Source organism: Enterobacter sp. ZOR0014 (genome assembly GCF_000798855.1).
Taxonomy (GTDB): Bacteria; Pseudomonadota; Gammaproteobacteria; order Enterobacterales; family Enterobacteriaceae; genus Enterobacter; species Enterobacter kobei.
The window spans coordinates 1-19,724 of sequence record NZ_JTLF01000306.1; the positions used below are offsets into that span (position 1 = coordinate 1).

Here is a 19,724-nt window from a genome sequence, read left to right on the forward strand (position 1 = left end):
GCAGCCCCGGCTTTCGCCGGGGCTGCGAAGTGTTTATTTCTTCCCGCCGTACTGGCTAAACCACGCCAGCATTCTCTGCCAGCCATCTTTCGCCGATTCCGCGTGATAACTCGGACGGTAATCTGCGTTAAACGCATGTCCGGCATCCGGATACACCACAATCTCCGCATTGGCATTGGCTGCCCGTAGCGCATGGCGCATGGTTTCTACCGAATCAAGCGAAATACCGGTGTCCTGGCCGCCATACAGACCCAGCACCGGGGCATTGAGCTCAGTGGCGATGTCCACCGGATGTTTTGGCGAATTCAGCGTTTTCTCGCCCACCAGTTTGCCATACCAGGCGACAGCCGCTTTGAGCTGCGGATTGTGTGCGGCATACAGCCAGCTAATGCGTCCGCCCCAGCAGAAGCCGGTGACCATCAGACGGTGCGGGTCGCCGCCGTTACGCGCCGCCCAGCTGGCAACGTGGTCGAGATCGGCCAGCACCTGCGCGTCCGGGACTTTGCTGACCAGATTGCTGAACAACGTTGGAATATCGCTATAGTCGTTCGGATCGCCCTGACGGAAGTAGAGTTCTGGCGCAACGGCCAGATATCCTTCAAGTGCCAGGCGACGGCAGAGGTCGCGAATATGTTCGTGAACCCCAAAAATCTCCTGAACCACAATCACGATGGGCAGCGGACCGTCTGCCGATTTTGGTCGTGCGTGATAGGCAGGCATATTCTCCCCCTGCGAGGGAATGGAGGTCTCTCCCGCCGTAATGGCCTCTTCTGAGGTTGAAACGATGGTTGAAGCAAGCGGGGCCGCAGCAGGTGCAAAACCGGTTTTTTCAGTCATGGCATTCTCCGTACCAATGAGTTAGCGCAAAGGTAAATATAGACACCAGGTTAACAACTCACAGTGCCTTAAACGGTCTATCTTTTGTGCAGCACCTGACGATATAACTTGTTAATGTGATGTGAATCACTTTTTGATGGAAATTCACTGCAATCATTTTCATTCATGGTGAGATGCATCACGAAATTATGCTTACTGCTTCTGTAAAGTACCGTTTTACTTCTTCTGACTAACCGACCCACAGAGGAGTCACCTATGTCTAAGTCTGATGTTTTTCATCTCGGCCTCACTAAAAATGATTTACAAGGGGCTACGCTCGCTATCGTCCCTGGCGACCCTGAGCGTGTGGAAAAGATCGCCGCGCTGATGGATAAGCCGGTCAAACTGGCTGCCCATCGTGAATTCACCACCTGGCGTGCAGAGCTGGATGGCAAAGCGGTGATTGTGTGCTCCACCGGTATCGGCGGTCCGTCTACCTCTATTGCAGTTGAAGAGCTGGCGCAGCTGGGCATTCGTACTTTCCTGCGTATCGGCACGACCGGCGCGATTCAGCCGCACATCAACGTGGGCGACGTACTGGTGACGACGGCATCCGTTCGTCTGGACGGGGCAAGCCTGCACTTTGCGCCTATGGAATTCCCGGCAGTGGCTGACTTCGAATGCACCACCGCGCTGGTTGAAGCCGCGAAGTCCGTGGGCGCGACCACCCACGTTGGCGTAACCGCCTCTTCCGACACCTTCTACCCGGGCCAGGAGCGCTACGACACCTTCTCTGGCCGCGTTGTGAGCCGTTTCAAAGGCTCAATGGAAGAGTGGCAGTCCATGGGCGTAATGAACTACGAAATGGAATCCGCGACGCTGCTGACCATGTGTGCAAGCCAGGGTCTGCGTGCCGGTATGGTGGCGGGCGTTATCGTCAACCGTACTCAGCAGGAGATCCCGAACGCCGAAACCATGAAGCAGACCGAAAGTCATGCGGTGAAAATTGTGGTGGAAGCGGCTCGTCGCCTGATCTAGCCCTCTCTTCTCAAATCAAAGGCCGACGCGTTCGGCCTTTATTTTTTGCGTAGCGCCTCGCAGGAAAACCCTTTCAAACTGGACGTTTATACAGCACAATTCTATTTTGTGCGGGTAATACGTTGATGCAGGGGGCATTGTGGATATCTCAATCCTGATTTATGCGGTGATTGCGCTGGCGGGCGTTGCGATAGGCTGGCTGATTTCCAGCTACCAGCATGCGCAGCAGAAGGCCGATCAGCTGGCGGAGCGCGAAGAGATCGTCGCCGAGCTCAGCGCGGTAAAGCAACAGCTTGCGCTAAGTGACCACTGGCGCGACGAGTGCGAGCTGCTCAATAACGAACTGCGCAACCTGCGTGATATCAACACGTCGCTGGAGGCCGATCTCCGCGAAGTGACTACCCGCCTCGAATCCACGCAGCTGCATGCGGAAGACAAAATCCGTCAGATGATTAACAGCGAGCAGCGCCTCAGCGAGCAGTTTGAGAATCTCGCCAACCGCATTTTCGAACACAGCAACCGCCGCGTTGACGAACAGAATCGCCAGAGTCTGAACAGCCTGCTGACGCCGCTGCGTGAACAGCTGGACGGTTTTCGCCGTCAGGTGCAGGACAGCTTTGGACAGGAAGCCCGCGAGCGGCACACGCTGGCGCACGAGATTCGTAATCTTCAGCAGTTGAATGCGCAAATGGCGCAGGAGGCGGTCAACCTCACTCGGGCGCTGAAAGGGGATAACAAAACCCAGGGTAACTGGGGAGAAGTGGTGCTCACCCGCGTGCTGGAGGCCTCTGGCCTGCGCGAGGGGTATGAATACGAAACGCAGGTGAGTATCGAAAACGATGCCCGCTCGCGGATGCAGCCGGACGTCATTGTGCGTCTGCCGCAGGGGAAAGATGTGGTGATCGACGCCAAAATGACGCTGGTGGCGTATGAGCGTTACTTTAATGCGGAAGACGACTACACGCGCGAGTCGGCGCTGCAGGAGCATATTGCCTCCGTGCGTAACCATATCCGACTGCTGGGCAGAAAAGATTATCAGCAGCTTCCGGGGCTGCGCTCGCTGGACTATGTGCTGATGTTTATTCCGGTCGAACCGGCGTTCCTGCTGGCCCTCGACAGACAGCCCGAACTGATCACCGAAGCGCTCAAAAATAATATTATGCTGGTGAGCCCCACCACCCTGCTGGTGGCATTACGTACCATTGCTAACCTGTGGCGCTATGAGCACCAGAGCCGCAATGCACAGAAGATTGCCGAGCGTGCCAGCAAGCTGTACGACAAAATGCGCCTCTTCGTGGACGATATGTCCTCGGTCGGGCAAAGCCTGGACCGTGCGCAGGATAACTACCGTCAGGCGATGAAAAAACTCGCCTCCGGGCGGGGCAACCTGCTTGCTCAGGCTGAAGCATTCCGCGGCCTGGGGGTGGAGGTCAAACGCGAGATTAATCCGGAACTGGTGGAGCAGGCCACGGCGCAAGACGAAGAGTTCCGTCTGCGTGAAGGCGCAGATGAGCAAAAGACCCCCAGTGAAGACAACGAGTTAACGACGGATTTATCGTCTGACGAGCCGCCGACACGTTTCTATCACGGCGGTTGAATCGTAGGGCAAACGCGCCCAATCTGTTACACTTCACGAACATTTGACTGATTAGCAGGCTCTGAGATGGTTGACGATTCACAAGACACGACGCACTTTGGCTTTCAGACTGTCGCCAAAGCGCAGAAAGCTGACATGGTGGCCCACGTATTTCATTCCGTGGCGGCGAAGTACGATGTGATGAATGACTTGATGTCGTTCGGCATTCATCGCTTGTGGAAACGCTTCACCATTGACTGCAGCGGTGTGCGCCGTGGACAAACCGTGCTGGATTTAGCCGGTGGAACAGGCGATCTGACGGCGAAGTTTTCCCGTCTGGTGGGTGAAACTGGCCGCGTTGTTCTGGCCGATATTAATGACTCCATGCTGAAAATGGGACGCGAAAAGTTGCGTAACATCGGCGTGGTGGGCAATGTGGAATACGTGCAGGCAAACGCCGAAGCGCTGCCATTCCCGGATAATACCTTTGACTGCATCACGATCTCCTTCGGCCTGCGTAACGTCACCGACAAAGAAAAAGCGCTGCGCTCCATGTACCGTGTACTGAAGCCGGGTGGACGTCTGCTGGTGCTCGAGTTCTCAAAACCGATCATTGAGCCGCTGAGCAAAGCCTACGACGCCTATTCCTTCCACGTGCTGCCGCGTATCGGTGAACTGGTGGCGAACGACGCGGAGAGCTACCGCTATCTGGCGGAGTCCATTCGCATGCACCCGGATCAGGACACCCTAAAAGCCATGATGCAGGATGCGGAATTTGAGAACGTTGAATACTTCAACATGACGGCGGGTGTCGTTGCGCTGCATCGCGGTTACAAATTCTGAGTGGAGGTGTCCCGTGCCCTTTAAACCCTTAGTCACCGCAGGCATCGAGAATGTGCTCAATGCCTTCCTGTATCGCGCGCCGGCGCTAAAAGCTGCACGTCAGCGACTTAACGGGAAGGTCCTGCGCATTGTATTAAAAGAGTTCTCAACGCCGCTCGTGCTGGTCTTCAGCGAACGCCAGCTCGATGTTCTGGGTGAGTGGGAAGGCGAGGCGGATTGCTCGGTCATTACCCATATGAGCGTGCTGCCAAAACTGCGCGATCGCCAGCAATTGACGGCGCTTATCCGCAGCGGTGAGCTGGAAGTGGAGGGCGACATCCAGGTCGTACAAAACTTCGTTGCGCTCAGCGATCTGGCGGAGTTTGACCCGGCAGAACTGCTCGCGCCTTTTATTGGTGACATCGCCGCTGAAGGGATCGGGAAAGCTATTCATGGCGGCACGGCGTTCTTGCGTAAAAATCTGCAACGGCAGCAGCGCTATGCCGCAGAAGTCCTGACTGAAGAGTGGCGCATGGCCCCCGGTCCGCTGGAAGTGGCATGGTTTGCGGAAGAAACCGCTGCTGTTGAACGTGCGGTTGATGCATTAACCAAACGGCTGGAAAAACTGGAGGGCAAATGACGCCTGGTGAAATTCGGCGCCTCTATTTTATCGTCCACACCTTTTTGAGTTACGGGCTCGATGAGCTTATCCCCAAAATGCGTATCACGCTGCCGCTTAGAATCTGGCGGCGGATGTTGTTCTGGATGCCTAATCGTCATAAAGGTCAGCCGCTGGGTGAACGTCTGCGTCTGGCGCTGCAGGAGCTTGGCCCGGTATGGATTAAGTTCGGACAGATGCTCTCAACCCGCCGCGATCTCTTCCCGCCTCATATTGCCGATGAACTGGCAATGCTGCAGGACCGTGTTGCCCCGTTTGACGGAGTGAGGGCGAAGAAACAGATCGAAGAGGCAATGGGTAATCTTCCCGTTGAAACCTGGTTTGACGATTTCGAAATAGCCCCGCTGGCGTCGGCGTCTATTGCTCAGGTGCATACCGCGCGTCTGAAAGAGAACGGCAAAGAGGTGGTGATCAAGGTGATCCGCCCGGATATCCTGCCGGTCATCAAAGCTGACATGAAGCTGATTTATCGTCTGGCGCGCTGGGTACCACGTTTGTTACCTGATGGCCGTCGTCTGCGCCCGATGGAAGTGGTGCGGGAATACGAAAAAACGCTGATTGATGAGCTTAACCTGCTGCGCGAGTCGGCAAACGCCATTCAGCTGCGTCGTAATTTTGAAAACAGCCCGATGCTTTATGTGCCCGAGGTCTATTCAGACTACTGCAGTCAGAACATGATGGTCATGGAGCGCATCTACGGCATTCCGGTTTCGGATGTGGCGGCGCTTGAGAAGCAGGGAACGAACATGAAGCTGCTGGCCGAACGTGGCGTTCAGGTCTTCTTTACTCAGGTGTTCCGCGACAGCTTTTTCCATGCGGATATGCACCCGGGCAATATTTTTGTGAGCTACGAGCATCCTGAGGATCCGAAGTATATCGGTATCGACTGCGGGATTGTGGGGTCGCTGAATAAAGAAGATAAGCGTTATCTGGCCGAGAACTTTATCGCGTTCTTCAACCGTGACTACCGTAAGGTGGCTGAGCTGCACGTAGACTCCGGCTGGGTTCCGCCAGACACCAACGTCGAAGAGTTTGAGTTTGCTATTCGTACCGTCTGCGAGCCGATTTTTGAAAAGCCGCTGGCAGAAATCTCCTTCGGGCACGTGCTGTTAAACCTGTTTAATACGGCTCGCCGCTTTAATATGGAAGTTCAGCCGCAATTAGTTTTACTTCAGAAAACATTACTTTACGTTGAGGGTGTAGGTCGCCAACTCTATCCTCAGTTAGACTTGTGGAAGACGGCTAAACCGTTCCTGGAATCCTGGATTAAGGATCAGGTAGGTTTTCCAGCGCTGGTGCGCTCATTGAAAGAGAAAGGCCCGTTCTGGATTGAAAAAATGCCCGAAATTCCTGAACTGGTTTACGACAGTTTGCGTCAGAGCAAGAACCTTCAGCACAGCATGGATAAAATCGCCCGCGAGCTTCAGTCCAGTCGCGTGCGCCAGGGGCAATCACGCTATCTCTTTGGGATTGGCGCAACGCTGCTGTTGAGCGGGACGTTGCTGCTAATCAATCGTCCGGACTGGCAGATGATGCCCGCCTGGCTGATGGCTGGCGGGGTTGTTGTCTGGCTAGCCGGATGGAGAAAAACGCGCTGAGTTTGCGTCGCCATCGACGGGTCGCATACGTATAATGCGACTTGACCAATTAATCATCTATTCCTGAGGAATTTGTATGGGTGGTATCAGTATCTGGCAATTAGTCATTATTGCCGTCATCGTCGTGCTGCTGTTTGGCACTAAAAAGCTCGGTTCTATCGGTTCCGATCTGGGCGCGTCTATCAAAGGCTTCAAGAAAGCAATGAGCGATGATGAGAACAAGCAGGATAAAACCAGCCAGGATGCTGATTTTACTGCGAAATCCATCTCCGATAAGCAAGAAGAAGCCAAAAAAGAAGACGCCAAAAGCCACGATAAAGAGCAGGTGTAAGTCGTGTTCGACATTGGTTTTAGTGAGCTGCTGCTGGTCTTTGTGATTGGCCTGATCGTGCTGGGTCCGCAGCGTCTGCCCGTGGCGGTGAAAACCGTTGTGGGCTGGGTGCGTGCGCTGAGATCGCTGGCATCGACCGTTCAGAATGAACTGGCACAGGAACTTAAGCTCCAGGAGTTTCAGGAAAGCCTGAAAAAGGTCGAGAAGGCGAGCATGGATAACCTGACGCCGGAACTGAAAGCCTCAATGGATGAACTGCGCGAAGCGGCGGAATCCATGAAGCGCTCTTACAGCGTTAACGATCCTGAAAAAGCGAGCGATGAAGCGAACACCATTCATAACCCGGTGGTGAAGGACAGCGAAGCGCAACGTGAGGGCGTGACGCCAGCGAGTGCTGAGCACCAGGCCGCCGCGCCAGAACAGACGCCGCAGGAAACCGAAGTGAAAAAACAGGCGCAGCCGGAAGACCCCACGATAAAAGTGGCGGAAGCGAAACCCGTCGCGCCTGTTTCCGAATCATCCCCCTCGTCGAGTGATAAAGCGTAACCATGGCAGTAGATGATACTCAACCGCTTATTACGCACCTTATTGAGCTGCGTAAGCGCCTGTTAAACTGCATTATTGCGGTTCTGGTGATATTCCTGTGCCTGGTCTATTTCGCCAACGATATCTATCAGGTGGTCTCTGCACCGCTGATTAAGCAGATGCCGCTGGGGGCAACGATGATTGCAACAGATGTTGCCTCACCGTTCTTTACCCCTATTAAGCTCACCTTTTGGGTGTCGTTGATTGCGTCTGCACCCGTCATCCTTTATCAGGTATGGGCGTTTGTGGCGCCAGCGCTGTATAAACATGAACGTAAACTGGTGATCCCGCTGCTGGTCTCCAGCTCGTTGCTGTTCTATATCGGTATGGCGTTTGCCTACTTCGTTGTCTTCCCGCTGGCCTTTGGCTTCCTGACGCATACCGCGCCGGAAGGGGTGCAGGTGTCGACAGATATCGCCAGCTATCTCAGCTTCGTCATGGCGCTGTTTATGGCGTTTGGCGTGGCATTTGAAGTGCCGGTCGCCATTGTGCTGCTTTGCTGGGTTGGGGTAACGACCCCTGAAGACCTGCGTAAAAAGCGTCCGTATATCCTGGTAGGTGCATTTGTGGTCGGCATGCTGCTCACGCCGCCGGATGTTTTCTCGCAGACGTTACTGGCCATACCGATGTATTGCCTCTTTGAGGTTGGCGTATTCTTCTCGCGTTTCTACGTGGGTAAAGGACGCCGATCGGACGATGTAGACGATGCGTCTGAAAAGACGACTGAAGAGTAAAACCAGCCGCCCGTCAGGGCGGTTGTTATATGGGGATTCGCATGTTTGATATCGGACTCAACCTGACCAGCTCGCAGTTTGCAAAAGATCGCGATGACGTTGTTGCGCGTGCTTTTGACGCCGGCGTTAAAGGACTCCTGCTGACCGGAACTAACCTTCATGAGAGCGAGCAGGCGCAGCTTCTGGCGCAACGTTATCAACACTGCTGGTCAACCGCAGGCATCCACCCTCATGACAGTAGCCAGTGGACCGAGGAGAGCGCACAAATCCTTTACAGACTCGCGAAAACCGCTGAGGTGGTGGCCATTGGTGAGTGTGGGCTCGATTTTAACCGCAACTTCTCCACGCCTGACGAACAGGAAAAGGCATTCACTGCCCAGCTTGCTCTGGCGGCAGAGCTTGAAATGCCCGTCTTTATGCATTGCCGCGACGCGCACGAACGTTTTCTCGCGCTTCTGGAGCCCTGGCTGGATAAACTCCCCGGCGCAGTGCTGCACTGCTTCACCGGTTCAAGGCAGGAGGCGCAGGAGTGCCTGGCGCGCGGGCTGTTTCTCGGCATTACCGGCTGGGTTTGTGATGAGCGCCGCGGGCTTGAGCTACGCGAGCTGTTACCGTTGATTCCGGCCGACCGTTTGCTTATTGAGACCGATGCGCCTTATCTGCTGCCGAGAGATATGACGCCCAAACCGTCATCGCGGCGAAATGAGCCTGCATACCTGGGGCACATTGTTGAGCGCGTGGCGCGATGGCGTGGAGACGATCCGCACTGGCTTTCTGCGCAGACGGATGACAACGTGCGCCATCTCTTCAGGATCAGTTTTTAAACTTTACGGAAGTCGGTATTTTTGACGCTCTGCAACACCTGCTTGTTCAGCAGGTTGAGCAACAACATGGAGCGTGCTTCACCGTCCGGCTCGGCGAAAATTGCCTGCAGGCCTTCGAATGCACCTTCCGTAATGACGACGTTATCACCCGCGTAAGGGGTTTCCGGGTCGGTGATCCCTTCGGGCTGTTGATACACCGAAAGCTGATGAATGACCGTCGACGGAACGGTGGCCGGGTGGGCGCCAAAACGAACGAAGTGGCTGACGCCGCGCGTTGCGCTGATGGTGGTGGTGTGGATCACCTCAGGGTCGAACTCCACGAACAGGTAGTTCGGGAATAACGGCTCACTGACGGTTGTGCGCTTCCCGCGCTGCATTTTTTCAAGCGTGATCACGGGTGTCAGACAATTTACAGACTGACGTTCAAGATGTTCCTGCGCGCGCTGAAGTTGCCCGCGTTTGCAATACAGTAAATACCAGGCCTGCATAATCACTCTTTCCCTTAGTTCGGGGCGCAAGCATATCAAAACCCTGGAGGGATCGCTAAGTTGATTATAATGGGTGAACCTGGAACAGAACGCATAAGTTCACGCTAATTTAACAAAATTACAGCATCAAGCAGGCTTACGCCGTATAATGAAGCGCTTACAGAGAGGCCATGACTAACTGCATGAAATACCACGATCTCCGCGACTTCCTGACGCTGCTGGAAAAGCAGGGCGAACTCAAACGCATTACACTTCCTGTTGATCCTTATCTGGAAATGACAGAAATTGCTGACCGCACCCTGCGTGCCGGTGGCCCCGCGTTACTCTTTGAAAATCCGAAAGGTTACTCCATGCCGGTGCTGTGCAACCTGTTTGGTACACCGCGTCGTGTCGCATTGGGGATGGGGCAGGAAGACGTTACCGCGTTGCGTGAAGTGGGTAAGCTGCTGGCATTTCTGAAAGAGCCAGAGCCACCGAAAGGCTTCCGCGATCTGTTCGACAAGCTGCCGCAGTTTAAGCAAGTGCTGAACATGCCAACCAAACGTCTGCGCGGTGCGCCGTGCCAGCAAAAAGTGCTGGAAGGCGATGCGGTTGATTTGACCAAAATTCCCATTATGCAGTGCTGGCCTGAAGATGCTGCGCCGCTGATCACCTGGGGTTTGACCGTCACGCGCGGTCCGCATAAAGAACGGCAAAATCTGGGTATTTACCGCCAGCAGTTGATTGGTAAGAATAAGCTCATCATGCGCTGGCTGTCGCATCGCGGCGGCGCGCTGGATTTCCAGGAGTGGTGCGCTGCGCATCCGGGTGAACGTTTCCCGGTCTCTGTCGCCTTAGGCGCTGACCCGGCCACTATTCTGGGAGCCGTCACACCCGTGCCGGATACGCTCTCTGAATATGCGTTTGCCGGCCTGCTGCGCGGGACAAAAACCGAAGTCGTGAAGTGTATTTCGAACGATCTCGAAGTTCCGGCCAGTGCGGAAATTGTGCTGGAAGGTTACCTTGAGCAGGGCGAACTGGCACCGGAAGGCCCTTACGGCGACCACACCGGTTATTACAACGAAGTGGATAACTTCCCGGTGTTTACCGTTACGCACATTACGCAGCGTGAAGATGCGATTTATCACTCTACCTACACCGGTCGTCCACCGGATGAACCCGCAGTACTGGGGGTGGCGCTGAATGAAGTGTTTGTGCCGATCCTGCAAAAGCAGTTCCCGGAAATCGTTGATTTTTACCTGCCCCCTGAAGGGTGCTCGTATCGCCTGGCGGTAGTGACGATGAAGAAGCAGTATCCCGGTCATGCGAAACGCGTGATGATGGGCGTCTGGTCTTTCCTGCGCCAGTTTATGTATACCAAATTTGTTATTGTCTGCGATGATGACGTTAACGCTCGCGACTGGAATGACGTCATTTGGGCGATTACCACGCGAATGGACCCGGCGCGCGATACGGTGTTAGTCGAGAACACGCCGATAGATTACCTGGACTTTGCCTCGCCGGTTTCCGGTCTTGGCTCAAAAATGGGACTGGATGCCACAAATAAATGGCCTGGCGAAACCGACCGTGAATGGGGTCGCCCGATCAAAAAAGATCCTGCCGTGACCGCGCGTATTGACGCGATCTGGGATGAACTGGCCATAATGAATAACGGTAAACCTGAAACAGGCCGTTAAGCCCTATAGACTTCACGACAGAGAGAGCGAATGACAACCTTAAGCTGTAAAGTGACCTCGGTAGATGCCATCACCGACACCGTATATCGCGTCCGTTTAGTGCCAGAAGCGGCATTCTCTTTCCGCGCTGGTCAGTACTTAATGGTAGTGATGGATGAGCGTGATAAGCGTCCTTTCTCTATGGCCTCTACGCCAGCAGAGAAAGAATTTATTGAGCTGCATATTGGTGCGTCTGAGCTTAACCTGTACGCGATGGCCGTTATGGACCGCATCCTGAAAGAACGTGAGATTGTGGTCGACATCCCTCACGGCGAAGCGTGGCTGCGCGATGACGAAGATCGTCCGCTGATCCTCATCGCTGGCGGTACGGGATTCTCTTATGTGCGCTCTATTCTGTTGACCGCTCTGGCACGTAACCCGGACCGTGACATCACCATTTACTGGGGTGGCCGCGAAGAGAAGCATCTGTATGACCTGTCTGAGCTGGAAGCGCTGAGCGTAACCCATCCTAACCTGCGCATTGAGCCGGTGGTTGAGCAGCCGGAAGAGGGCTGGCGTGGGCGTAGCGGTACCGTGCTGACGGCGGTATTGCAGGATCACGGCACGCTGGCAGGACACGATATCTATATCGCAGGTCGTTTCGAGATGGCGAAAATCGCCCGGGACCTGTTCTGTAACGAACGTGACGCGCGTGAAGATCGCCTGTTTGGCGATGCGTTTGCCTTCATTTAAATAAAAAAACCCGCCCCTGACAGGCGGGAAGAACGGCAACTAAACTCTCTCTCTTCGCCAATGACGCCATAACTGCGTTGGCTGCGTTCGTTCACCCGAATCACTTACTTGAGTAAGCTCATCGGGATTCGCTCGCTTGCCGCCTTGTTCTGACGTCATTGGCTTTGAGATACTTTTCCTGATTTACACTCTCTCAAACACCGTCGCGATACCCTGACCCAACCCGATGCACATTGTTGCCAGTCCGAACTGGGCATCTTTGCGCTCCATCAGATTAATCAGCGTCGTGCTGATACGCGCCCCGGAGCAGCCGAGTGGGTGGCCGAGGGCGATCGCGCCGCCGTTGAGGTTAATTTTCTCGTCGATCTGTTCCATCAGCCCCAGATCTTTAATGCACGGCAGGATCTGCGCGGCGAAGGCTTCGTTCATCTCGAACAGATCGATGTCGCTGGCGCTTAGTCCCGCTTTTTTCAGCGCCAGCTTCGAGGCCGGAACCGGGCCGTAACCCATGATTGAAGGATCGCAGCCCACGACAGCCATCGAACGTACCCGAGCGCGTGGGGTTAACCCCAGCTCACGGGCGCGGCTTTCGCTCATCACCAGCATCGCCGCTGCTCCGTCGGACAGCGCCGACGAGGTACCTGCCGTGACCGTACCGGTAACCGGATCAAATGCCGGACGCAACGTAGAAAGTGCTTCCACCGTTGTTTCCGGGCGGATCACTTCGTCGTAGCTGAACTGCTTCAGAACGCCGTCCGCATCGTGACCGCCGGTAGGGATGATCTCGTTTTTAAATGCGCCGGACTGCGTGGCAGCCCAGGCGCGGGCATGGGAACGTGCGGCAAACGCATCCTGCATTTCACGGCTGATGCCGTGCAGGCGGGAGAGCATCTCCGCGGTGAGACCCATCATTCCCGCAGCTTTTGCCACGTTACGGCTCATCCCCGGATGGAAATCGACGCCGTGGCTCATCGGGACGTGCCCCATATGCTCCACACCGCCCACCAGGCAGGCCTGAGCATCGCCGGTCATGATCATACGTGCCGCATCGTGCAGCGCCTGCATGGACGAACCGCACAGACGGTTAACGGTGACGGCCGGAACCGAATGCGGGATCTCCGCCAGCAGTGACGCATTACGCGCGATATTGAAGCCCTGCTCCAGGGTCTGCTGCACGCAGCCCCAGTAGATATCGTCGAGCGCAGCGGGGTCCAACGCCGGATTACGCGCCAGCAGGCTACGCATCAGGTGTGCGGAGAGGTCTTCCGCGCGCACGTTACGGAATGCGCCGCCTTTTGAACGGCCCATCGGGGTGCGAATCGCATCAACAATGACAACCTTTTCCATTGTGACTCCTTAAGCCGTTTTCAGCTCGCCAACCGGACGGGCTGGCTCAACTGCTGGGTAATAGGGTTCGTTATGGCGCGCTTTGTTGCGCAGCCCTTCAGGCACTTCATAGAGCGGGCCGAGGTGCTGATACTGCTGAGCCATATCGAGATAGCGGGCGCTGCCGATGGTGTCCAGCCAGCGGAATGCGCCACCGTGGAACGGAGGGAAGCCCAGGCCGTATACCAGCGCCATATCCGCTTCGGCCGGGCTGGCGATAATGCCTTCTTCCAGACAACGCACCACTTCGTTGATCATCGGGATCATCATGCGGGCGATGATCTCATCGTCGGTGAAGTCACGTTTTGACTGGCATACGTCGGCCAGCAGGCCATCCACCGCCGCATCCTCTTCTTTCTTCGGTTTGCCTTTGCTGTCTTCTTTATAGCGCCAGAAGCCCAGGCCGTTTTTCTGACCGAAGCGGTTAGCGTCGAACAGGGCGTCAATCGCGTCGCGATAATCTTTCTGCATGCGCTGCGGGAAGCCTGCCGCCATCACCGCCTGGGCGTGATGGGCGGTATCAATACCGACCACGTCCAGCAGATACGCCGGGCCCATCGGCCAGCCGAACTGTTTTTCCATCACTTTGTCGATTTTGCGGAAGTCTGCCCCGTCGCGCAGCAGCTGGCTGAAACCGGCGAAGTAAGGGAACAGTACGCGGTTGACGAAGAAGCCCGGGCAGTCGTTAACAACGATCGGCGTTTTGCCCATCTTGCTTGCCCACGCCACCACTTTGGCGATGGTTTCGTCAGAGGTTTTTTCCCCTCGGATCACTTCGACCAGTGGCATACGGTGTACCGGGTTGAAGAAGTGCATTCCGCAGAACTTTTCCGGACGCTTCAGTACGCTCGCCAGTTCGCTAATCGGAATAGTCGAGGTATTAGAGGCCAGTACGGTATCCGGACGAACTTTGTCTTCCGTTTCAGCCAGCACCGCTTTTTTGACTTTAGGGTTCTCTACGACCGCCTCAACGACCACGTCCACACGATCAAAACCGCTGTATTCCAGCACAGGCTGAATGGTGGAGATCACGCCAGCGAGCTTCAGCCCGTCAATTTTGCCGCGCTCCAGCTGTTTATTCAGCAGCTTGGCCGCTTCGGTCATGCCCAGCGTCAGGGATTTCTCGTTAATGTCTTTCATCACTACCGGCACGCCTTTCCAGGCTGACTGGTAGGCGATGCCGCCACCCATAATGCCAGCCCCGAGTACCGCCGCGTGTTTTGGGGTCTCAACGTTTTTGGTCAGCTGTTTAGCTTTGCCTTTCACGAACTGATCGTTCAGGAAGATGCCAACCAGCGCGCGGGCTTCGTTGGTGTGCGCCAGCGGGACGAAGCTCTGATTTTCCAGCTTCAGGGCTTCGTCACGGCCCAGACGGGCGGCCGCTTCAATGGTTTTCACTGCCGTGATCGGCGCCGGGTAGTGTTTACCCGCCGTCTGCATCACCATGCCTTTGGCGATGGTGAAGCTCATGGTGGCTTCTATCTTGCTGAGTTTTAACGGCTCAAGCTTCGGCTGGCGTTTGGCTTTCCAGTCGAGATCGCCATTAATGGCCTGACGCAGAATAGCCAGAGCGCCTTCAACCAGTTTTTCTGGCTTAACCACGCCGTCCACCAGGCCGATTTTCTGCGCCTGTTCCGCGCCGACATCTTTACCGGCGGCGATGATCTCCAGCGCGCTGTCAGCACCCAGCATGCGCGGCATACGGACGGATCCGCCAAAGCCCGGCATGATCCCCAGTTTGGTTTCCGGCAGGCCGATACGCAGATCCGGCGTGGCCAGACGGTAGTCGGTTGCCAGCACGCATTCGCAGCCACCGCCTAATGCGTAACCATTAACGGCGGAAATAGTCGGAACAGGCAGGTCTTCCAGACGGTTAAAGACGCTGTTAGCAAAGTGCAGCCACTGGCTCAACTGTTCTTCAGGCACCTGGAACAGGGAAAGGAATTCGGTGATATCGGCACCGACAATAAAGGCTGCTTTGTTTGAGCGCAGCAGCAGCCCTTTTAATTCAGTTTGCTTTTCAAGTACTTCCAACGCCTGGCCAAGACTGGCCACGGTCGCGGTATCAAGCTTGTTCACTGAGCCGGGAGCATCGAACACCAGTTCGGCAATGCCATCTTCCAGCCAGTTGAGGTACAGGGTGTCGCCTTTGTAGAGCATGTCAGTCTCCTGAATCCAGCAATTGGATCTGGTCATACCAGATGAAACGGAGTGTGGGATTTATGTTAATAAAATGCAAATTACTCATTAAGAAATTGCTGCATTGATCACGGTCGGTGGAAATCACGCAGCCGGAGTGAGGTGTGCTAAGATGCGATGACTTGAGGTCAAAAAAACGAAAGGAAGAATGATGGACTCACTGGCTTCGCTTTATAAAAATCATATCGTTACCCTACAGGAACGTACCCGCGATGTACTGGCCCGCTTCAAACTGGATGCCCTGCTTATCCATTCCGGCGAGCTGATAAACACATTTCTTGATGACCATGCCTATCCGTTCAAGGTTAACCCGCAATTTAAAGCCTGGGTGCCTGTTACTCAGGTTCCTAACTGCTGGTTGCTGGTGGATGGCGTGAACAAGCCGAAACTGTGGTTCTACCTGCCGGTCGATTACTGGCACAACGTGGAACCGCTGCCGACCTCTTTCTGGACGGAAGAAATTGACGTGATTGCGCTGCCAAAAGCGGACGGCATTGGCAGCCAGCTACCTGCTGCACGCGGCAATATCGCCTATATTGGCCCGGTTCCGGAGCGTGCATTGGGTCTGGATATTCCCGCGGACAAACTCAACCCGAAAGGGGTGCTGGACTTCCTGCATTACTACCGTGCGTACAAAACCGATTACGAACTTTACTGCATGCGTGAAGCGCAAAAAACGGCGGTGAATGGCCATCGTGCCGCACACGAGGCGTTCCAGTCCGGCATGAGCGAATTCGATATCAACCAGGCGTACCTGACCGCGACCGGCCACCGTGATACCGACGTGCCATACAGCAATATTGTCGCGCTGAATGAGCATGCTTCTGTTCTTCACTACACCAAACTGGACCATCAGGTTCCGTCGGAAATGCGCAGCTTCCTGCTTGATGCCGGTGCTGAGTACAACGGTTATGCGGCTGACCTGACCCGTACCTGGGCGGCTAATGCTGACACCGATTTCGCGCAGCTGATTAAAGACGTGAACGATGAGCAACTGGCGCTTATTGGTACCATGAAAGCCGGTACCAGCTACGTGGATTATCACGTTCAGTTCCATCAGCGCATCGCGAAGCTGCTGCGTAAGCATCAGATTGTGAAAGACATGAGCGAAGAGGCAATGGTCGAGAACGATCTCACCGGGCCATTCATGCCGCACGGTATTGGTCACCCGCTGGGCCTGCAGGTTCACGACGTCGCTGGCTTTATGCAGGATGATACCGGTACGCATCTTGCGGCACCGTCTAAATATCCTTACCTGCGCTGCACCCGTATTCTTGAGCCTCGTATGGTGTTGACGATTGAACCGGGGATCTACTTTATTGAATCCCTGCTGGCGCCATGGCGTGAAGGTCAGTTCAGCAAACACTTCAACTGGGAAAAAATTGACGCACTGAAACCGTTTGGCGGTATTCGTATCGAAGATAACGTGGTGATTCACGAGAACGGTATCGAGAATATGACGCGAGACCTGAAGCTGGCCTGATGGAAAGCTGGCTGATACCGGCTGAACCGGTCACCTTTGTTGAGGAAATCAAGAAAAGCCGCTTTATTACGCTGCTGGCACACACCGACGGCGTTGAAGCGGCAAAGGCATTTGTTGAGTCTGTCCGGGCTGAGCATCCTGACGCACGTCACCACTGTGTGGCGTGGGTGGCAGGGCCCCCGGACGATTCGCAACAGCTTGGCTTTTCCGATGACGGTGAACCCGCGGGAACCGCCGGTAAACCCATGCTCTCGCAGCTGATGGGCAGCGGCGTGGGTGAAATTACCGCCGTGGTGGTGCGTTACTACGGCGGCATCTTGTTAGGCACGGGCGGGCTGGTGAAAGCCTATGGCGGTGGCGTTCAGCAGGCACTGAATATATTGACGACCACCCGCAAAACGCCGCTCACCGAATATACTCTATTGTGCGATTACGCCCAATTATCCGGCATCGAAGCGTTGCTGAAACAGTTTAATGGCGTTATCGCGCACAGTGACTTTCAGGCGATGGTGCAATTACGCGTGGCGCTTCCTCAGGCAGAGCTGGCTGCTTTTTCAGCAAAACTGGCAGATTTTAGTCGCGGTTCGTTGCAATTACTGCCGATTGAAGAATAATCCCCACCTCACTTTTTTGAATACCAAAGGAAGCGGCAGAGATGCATTTTCGTGCCATAACCCGAATCGTTGGACTGCTGGTCATACTTTTTTCCGGGACGATGATTCTCCCAGGACTGGTGGCGCTTATCTACCGGGACGGCGCGGGGCGGGCATTTACCCAGACCTTTTTTGTCGCACTGGCGATTGGCTCGCTGCTGTGGTGGCCGAATCGTCGTCAGAAAGGTGAGCTGAAATCCCGCGAAGGCTTTCTGATCGTGGTGCTGTTCTGGACGGTGCTGGGGAGCGTGGGTTCGCTGCCCTTTATCTTCTCCGAGCAACCTAACCTGAGCATCACGGATGCCTTTTTTGAATCGTTCTCGGGGTTAACGACCACCGGGGCGACGACGCTGGTGGGGCTGGATTCATTACCCCACGCCATCCTCTTTTATCGCCAGATGCTGCAGTGGTTCGGCGGTATGGGGATCATCGTCCTGGCGGTAGCTATTCTGCCCATTCTGGGCGTCGGTGGGATGCAGTTGTACAGGGCTGAAATGCCCGGGCCGCTGAAAGATAACAAGATGCGCCCGCGTATTGCCGAGACGGCGAAAACCCTGTGGCTGATTTATGTCCTGCTGACGGTGGCCTGTGCGCTGGCGCTCTGGTTTGCCGGGATGCCTGCTTTCGATGCCATCGGACACAGCTTTGCGACAATCGCTATCGGCGGGTTCTCCACCCACGATGCCAGCGTGGGCTACTTCGATAGCCCAACGATCAACACCATCATTGCGATTTTCCTGCTGATTTCTGGCTGTAACTATGGCCTGCACTTCTCTTTACTGAGCGGGCGAAGCCTGAAGGTGTACTGGCGCGACCCTGAGTTCCGCATGTTTATTGGTGTCCAGCTTACGCTGGTCGTCATCTGTACCCTGGTGCTGTGGTTCCATGATGTTTACAACTCCGCGCTGACAACCCTAAACCAGGCGTTCTTCCAGGTGGTATCAATGGCGACGACGGCCGGATTTACCACGGACAGTATTGCGCGCTGGCCGCTGTTCCTGCCGGTACTCCTGCTGTGCTCTGCGTTTATTGGCGGCTGCGCCGGGTCGACGGGCGGTGGCCTGAAGGTGATTCGTATTCTGCTGTTGTTCAAGCAGGGCAACCGTGAGCTGAAACGACTGGTCCACCCGAACGCGGTTTACAGCATTAAACTGGGGAACCGCGCGCTGCCGGAACGTATTCTCGAAGCCGTATGGGGCTTTTTCTCGGCGTATGCGCTGGTCTTTATCGTCAGTATGCTGGCGATCATCGCGACGGGGGTGGATGATTTCTCCGCCTTTGCGTCCGTCGTCGCAACATTGAATAACCTCGGGCCAGGCCTGGGGGTCGTGGCGGATAACTTTGCCAGTATGAACCCGGTCGCGAAATGGATCCTCATTGCCAATATGCTGTTTGGTCGTCTTGAGGTCTTTACGCTGCTGGTGCTCTTCACCCCAACATTCTGGCGCGAATAAGGAGCCGTTGATGAAAACACTGATTCTTTTCTCTACGCGAGACGGACAAACTCGTGAGATTGCCGCGTATCTGGCGTCGGAATTAAAAGAACTGGGTATTTACTCGGATGTGGTGAACCTGAATCGCGCGGAGCAGATCACCTGGCAGGAGTACGATCGCGTGGTGATTGGGGCCTCTATTCGTTACGGGCATTTCCATCCAGCGCTGGATCGCTTTGTGAAAAAGCACACGGCGGTGCTCAACAAATTGCCCGGCGCGTTTTACTCGGTCAATCTGGTTGCGCGTAAAGCCGAGAAGCGTACGCCGCAGACCAACAGCTATACGCGCAAGTTTTTACTCAGCTCACCGTGGCAGCCAGACCTGTGCGCGGTTTTTGCTGGTGCGCTGCGTTACCCTCGATACCGTTGGTATGACCGTTTCATGATCCGCCTGATTATGAAAATGACCGGTGGTGAAACCGATACCCGCAAAGAAGTGGTTTATACCGACTGGTCGCAGGTGGCCAGTTTTGCGCGGGAAATCGCACATTTAACGGACGATTCGCGACTTAAATAAGCGTTAAGTTTGAAAAGTGAGCGAACGAAAAGTTTTTTGTATTTTGTGCTTGTCACTGTGAAATAACTCCCTATAATGCGCCTCCACTGACACG

19 protein-coding genes are annotated in these 19,724 nt (G+C 55.1%); 15 read left to right on the top strand and 4 right to left on the bottom strand.

Annotated features, from left to right (window positions below; genetic code table 11):
• Positions 1–33: 33 nt before the first annotated feature.
• The gene (locus tag L977_RS16265) at positions 34–837 is read right to left on the bottom strand and encodes a dienelactone hydrolase family protein (RefSeq protein ID WP_047626220.1); all 804 of its coding nucleotides are present in this window, start codon (positions 835–837) and stop codon (positions 34–36) included.
• Between the two features lie 255 nt (positions 838–1,092).
• On the opposite strand from L977_RS16265, the gene udp reads away from it, so the two are divergent.
• The 9 genes from udp (at position 1,093) to tatD (ending at position 9,003) form a co-directional block, all read left to right on the top strand.
• Positions 1,093–1,854, top strand: coding sequence for a uridine phosphorylase (udp, locus tag L977_RS16270; protein WP_003860792.1), 762 nt, complete (start codon positions 1,093–1,095; stop codon positions 1,852–1,854).
• 139 nt (positions 1,855–1,993) lie between these two features.
• Positions 1,994–3,451 carry a DNA recombination protein RmuC gene (gene rmuC / locus L977_RS16275; RefSeq protein WP_014885624.1) on the top strand — a complete coding sequence of 486 codons (1,458 nt, stop codon included), beginning with the start codon at positions 1,994–1,996 and terminating at the stop codon, positions 3,449–3,451.
• A gap of 66 nt (positions 3,452–3,517) precedes the next feature.
• Positions 3,518–4,273 (top strand): bifunctional demethylmenaquinone methyltransferase/2-methoxy-6-polyprenyl-1,4-benzoquinol methylase UbiE, encoded by a 756-nt coding sequence (gene ubiE / locus L977_RS16280; protein ID WP_014885623.1) that lies wholly within the window; start codon positions 3,518–3,520, stop codon positions 4,271–4,273.
• A 13-nt stretch (positions 4,274–4,286) separates the two neighbouring features.
• Complete coding sequence (gene ubiJ, locus L977_RS16285; protein ID WP_014885622.1) at positions 4,287–4,892, top strand: ubiquinone biosynthesis protein UbiJ; 606 nt, start codon at positions 4,287–4,289, stop codon at positions 4,890–4,892.
• A complete protein-coding gene (gene ubiB, locus L977_RS16290; RefSeq protein ID WP_014885621.1) occupies positions 4,889–6,529 on the top strand; it encodes a ubiquinone biosynthesis regulatory protein kinase UbiB in 1,641 nt (546 codons plus the stop codon). The genes ubiJ and ubiB overlap by 4 nt, the downstream gene beginning before the upstream one ends.
• 76 nt (positions 6,530–6,605) lie before the next feature.
• On the top strand, positions 6,606–6,860 hold the full coding sequence (gene tatA, locus L977_RS16295) for a Sec-independent protein translocase subunit TatA (RefSeq protein ID WP_047027263.1): 255 nt from the start codon (positions 6,606–6,608) through the stop codon (positions 6,858–6,860).
• A 3-nt stretch (positions 6,861–6,863) separates the two neighbouring features.
• Positions 6,864–7,406, top strand: coding sequence for a Sec-independent protein translocase protein TatB (gene tatB / locus L977_RS16300; RefSeq protein ID WP_023331551.1), 543 nt, complete (start codon positions 6,864–6,866; stop codon positions 7,404–7,406).
• Positions 7,407–7,408: 2 nt separating this feature from the next.
• The gene (gene tatC / locus L977_RS16305) at positions 7,409–8,179 is read left to right on the top strand and encodes a Sec-independent protein translocase subunit TatC (RefSeq protein ID WP_023331550.1); all 771 of its coding nucleotides are present in this window, start codon (positions 7,409–7,411) and stop codon (positions 8,177–8,179) included.
• 41 nt (positions 8,180–8,220) lie between these two features.
• The gene (tatD, locus tag L977_RS16310) at positions 8,221–9,003 is read left to right on the top strand and encodes a 3'-5' ssDNA/RNA exonuclease TatD (RefSeq protein WP_047626223.1); all 783 of its coding nucleotides are present in this window, start codon (positions 8,221–8,223) and stop codon (positions 9,001–9,003) included.
• Here the strand turns inward: tatD and rfaH are convergent.
• Positions 9,000–9,491 (bottom strand): transcription/translation regulatory transformer protein RfaH, encoded by a 492-nt coding sequence (gene rfaH / locus L977_RS16315; RefSeq protein WP_014885616.1) that lies wholly within the window; start codon positions 9,489–9,491, stop codon positions 9,000–9,002. The two genes, tatD and rfaH, sit on opposite strands and share 4 nt — an antisense overlap.
• 170 nt (positions 9,492–9,661) lie before the next feature.
• Between rfaH and ubiD the strand changes: the two genes are divergently transcribed.
• Complete coding sequence (gene ubiD / locus L977_RS16320; RefSeq protein ID WP_023331547.1) at positions 9,662–11,167, top strand: 4-hydroxy-3-polyprenylbenzoate decarboxylase; 1,506 nt, start codon at positions 9,662–9,664, stop codon at positions 11,165–11,167.
• A gap of 30 nt (positions 11,168–11,197) precedes the next feature.
• Entirely contained in the window at positions 11,198–11,899 is a 702-nt protein-coding gene (fre, locus tag L977_RS16325; protein WP_014885614.1) for an NAD(P)H-flavin reductase, read from the top strand.
• Positions 11,900–12,082: 183 nt separating this feature from the next.
• Here the strand turns inward: fre and fadA are convergent, their stop codons facing one another.
• Together fadA and fadB are read right to left on the bottom strand one after the other, a co-directional pair.
• Positions 12,083–13,246 (bottom strand): acetyl-CoA C-acyltransferase FadA, encoded by a 1,164-nt coding sequence (fadA, locus tag L977_RS16330; RefSeq protein WP_047626225.1) that lies wholly within the window; start codon positions 13,244–13,246, stop codon positions 12,083–12,085.
• 9 nt (positions 13,247–13,255) lie between these two features.
• The gene (gene fadB / locus L977_RS16335; protein ID WP_047626226.1) at positions 13,256–15,445 is read right to left on the bottom strand and encodes a fatty acid oxidation complex subunit alpha FadB; all 2,190 of its coding nucleotides are present in this window, start codon (positions 15,443–15,445) and stop codon (positions 13,256–13,258) included.
• A gap of 190 nt (positions 15,446–15,635) precedes the next feature.
• Between fadB and pepQ the strand changes: the two genes are divergently transcribed.
• From pepQ to hemG, 4 genes are read left to right on the top strand one after another with little or no spacing between them, the layout of a single operon-like run.
• Positions 15,636–16,967 (top strand): Xaa-Pro dipeptidase, encoded by a 1,332-nt coding sequence (pepQ, locus tag L977_RS16340; RefSeq protein WP_014885612.1) that lies wholly within the window; start codon positions 15,636–15,638, stop codon positions 16,965–16,967.
• Positions 16,967–17,581, top strand: coding sequence for an IMPACT family protein (locus L977_RS16345; RefSeq protein WP_014885611.1), 615 nt, complete (start codon positions 16,967–16,969; stop codon positions 17,579–17,581). Before pepQ ends, L977_RS16345 begins: the two co-directional genes overlap by 1 nt.
• A gap of 41 nt (positions 17,582–17,622) precedes the next feature.
• Positions 17,623–19,074, top strand: coding sequence for a Trk system potassium transporter TrkH (trkH, locus tag L977_RS16350; RefSeq protein WP_013099227.1), 1,452 nt, complete (start codon positions 17,623–17,625; stop codon positions 19,072–19,074).
• A gap of 10 nt (positions 19,075–19,084) precedes the next feature.
• Entirely contained in the window at positions 19,085–19,630 is a 546-nt protein-coding gene (gene hemG / locus L977_RS16355) for a menaquinone-dependent protoporphyrinogen IX dehydrogenase (protein WP_014885610.1), read from the top strand.
• Positions 19,631–19,724 lie beyond the last annotated feature (94 nt).

What these genes read in the sequence shown, in the direction of transcription:
- L977_RS16265 (WP_047626220.1), bottom strand. Translation starts at nt 837, where the DNA reads ATGACTGAAAAAACCGGTTTTGCACCTGCTGCGGCCCCGCTTGCTTCA.
- udp (WP_003860792.1), top strand. Translation starts at nt 1,093, where the DNA reads ATGTCTAAGTCTGATGTTTTTCATCTCGGCCTCACTAAAAATGATTTA.
- ubiE (WP_014885623.1), top strand. Translation starts at nt 3,518, where the DNA reads ATGGTTGACGATTCACAAGACACGACGCACTTTGGCTTTCAGACTGTC.
- ubiB (WP_014885621.1), top strand. Translation starts at nt 4,889, where the DNA reads ATGACGCCTGGTGAAATTCGGCGCCTCTATTTTATCGTCCACACCTTT.
- tatA (WP_047027263.1), top strand. Translation starts at nt 6,606, where the DNA reads ATGGGTGGTATCAGTATCTGGCAATTAGTCATTATTGCCGTCATCGTC.
- tatC (WP_023331550.1), top strand. Translation starts at nt 7,409, where the DNA reads ATGGCAGTAGATGATACTCAACCGCTTATTACGCACCTTATTGAGCTG.
- tatD (WP_047626223.1), top strand. Translation starts at nt 8,221, where the DNA reads ATGTTTGATATCGGACTCAACCTGACCAGCTCGCAGTTTGCAAAAGAT.
- rfaH (WP_014885616.1), bottom strand. Translation starts at nt 9,491, where the DNA reads ATGCAGGCCTGGTATTTACTGTATTGCAAACGCGGGCAACTTCAGCGC.
- ubiD (WP_023331547.1), top strand. Translation starts at nt 9,662, where the DNA reads ATGACTAACTGCATGAAATACCACGATCTCCGCGACTTCCTGACGCTG.
- fre (WP_014885614.1), top strand. Translation starts at nt 11,198, where the DNA reads ATGACAACCTTAAGCTGTAAAGTGACCTCGGTAGATGCCATCACCGAC.
- fadA (WP_047626225.1), bottom strand. Translation starts at nt 13,246, where the DNA reads ATGGAAAAGGTTGTCATTGTTGATGCGATTCGCACCCCGATGGGCCGT.
- fadB (WP_047626226.1), bottom strand. Translation starts at nt 15,445, where the DNA reads ATGCTCTACAAAGGCGACACCCTGTACCTCAACTGGCTGGAAGATGGC.
- pepQ (WP_014885612.1), top strand. Translation starts at nt 15,636, where the DNA reads ATGGACTCACTGGCTTCGCTTTATAAAAATCATATCGTTACCCTACAG.
- L977_RS16345 (WP_014885611.1), top strand. Translation starts at nt 16,967, where the DNA reads ATGGAAAGCTGGCTGATACCGGCTGAACCGGTCACCTTTGTTGAGGAA.
- trkH (WP_013099227.1), top strand. Translation starts at nt 17,623, where the DNA reads ATGCATTTTCGTGCCATAACCCGAATCGTTGGACTGCTGGTCATACTT.
- hemG (WP_014885610.1), top strand. Translation starts at nt 19,085, where the DNA reads ATGAAAACACTGATTCTTTTCTCTACGCGAGACGGACAAACTCGTGAG.